This window comes from Desulfobacter latus (genome assembly GCF_013389365.1).
In the GTDB taxonomy this organism is placed as follows: domain Bacteria; phylum Desulfobacterota; class Desulfobacteria; order Desulfobacterales; family Desulfobacteraceae; genus Desulfobacter; species Desulfobacter latus.
The window spans coordinates 1-1,056 of record NZ_JACADJ010000164.1; the positions used below are offsets into that span (position 1 = coordinate 1).

The 1,056-nt window shown below is 43.5% G+C and carries 2 rRNA genes; both read left to right on the forward strand.

The features are described 5' to 3' along the window. A 16S ribosomal RNA gene (locus HXW94_RS18770) occupies positions 1-401 on the forward strand; the annotation flags it as partial. Positions 402-904: 503 nt separating this feature from the next. Then, positions 905-1,056, forward strand: a 23S ribosomal RNA gene (locus HXW94_RS18775); the annotation flags it as partial.

The window sequence follows — 1,056 nt, forward strand, 5'->3', positions numbered from 1 at the left end:
GGAACTCTGGCGAGACTGCCCCGGTCAACGGGGAGGAAGGTGGGGATGACGTCAAGTCCTCATGGCCCTTATATCCAGGGCTACACACGTGCTACAATGGTAGGTACAAAGGGCAGCGACTTTGCAAGAAGGAGCGAATCCCAAAAGCCTATCTCAGTCCGAATTGGGGTCTGCAACTCGACCCCATGAAGTTGGAATCGCTAGTAATCGCGGATCAGCATGCCGCGGTGAATATGTTCCCGGGCCTTGTACACACCGCCCGTCACACCATGGAAGTTGATTATACCCGACGTCGCTGGGCTAACTATTTATAGGGGCAGGCGCCTAAGGTACGGTCGATAACTGGGGTGAAGTCGTAACAAGGTAGCCGTTGAGGAATCAGCGGCTGGATCACCTCCTTTCAAAGGAAAGATAACAAGAAACTGGAAACAAGATACAAGAAACAAGAGTATTGAAGTTTACAGTTTAAAATATAAAGCTTTTTTTGGATTCACTGACCAACTTTGAGAGATCAAACCGGTGAATTAAAGTAACCGCACTCTCTTTGTTCTTTGACAATTTGTTGTAGTAAATATCATCAAGAAACTAGAGACTTGAAACAAGAAACAAGAGTTGAAAAATTGTCTTGCTTTTAATTTTTGTCCCAAGTTTCTTGAAACAGGTAAGATTGATTAATGAATCAGTCGAACCTGGCTATGTTGAAGAAAATATGTGAAATGGCGCTTGAATGATCTAATACGTTCGGAAATTATGTTTTTGAAAATTTTAGTGAAATTCAAGGCGCAAACACGAATTTTAAATAAGGTGTAGTAGACTACGCCGTTTTAAAATTCGTGTGCCGCAACGCCGAATTTCACAAAATTTTCAAAAACATCAAAGCGTTTAAACTTATTTGTGGAATAGTGGCTAAGCTACTAAGAGCAAACGGCGGATGCCTTGGTGTCAAGTGAAGAAGAAAGACGTGGAAAGCTGCGATAAGCCTCGGTAAGGAGCTAAACATCCTTTGACCCGGGGATTTCTGAATGGGGCAACCCGGCATGGTTAATGCCGTGTCAT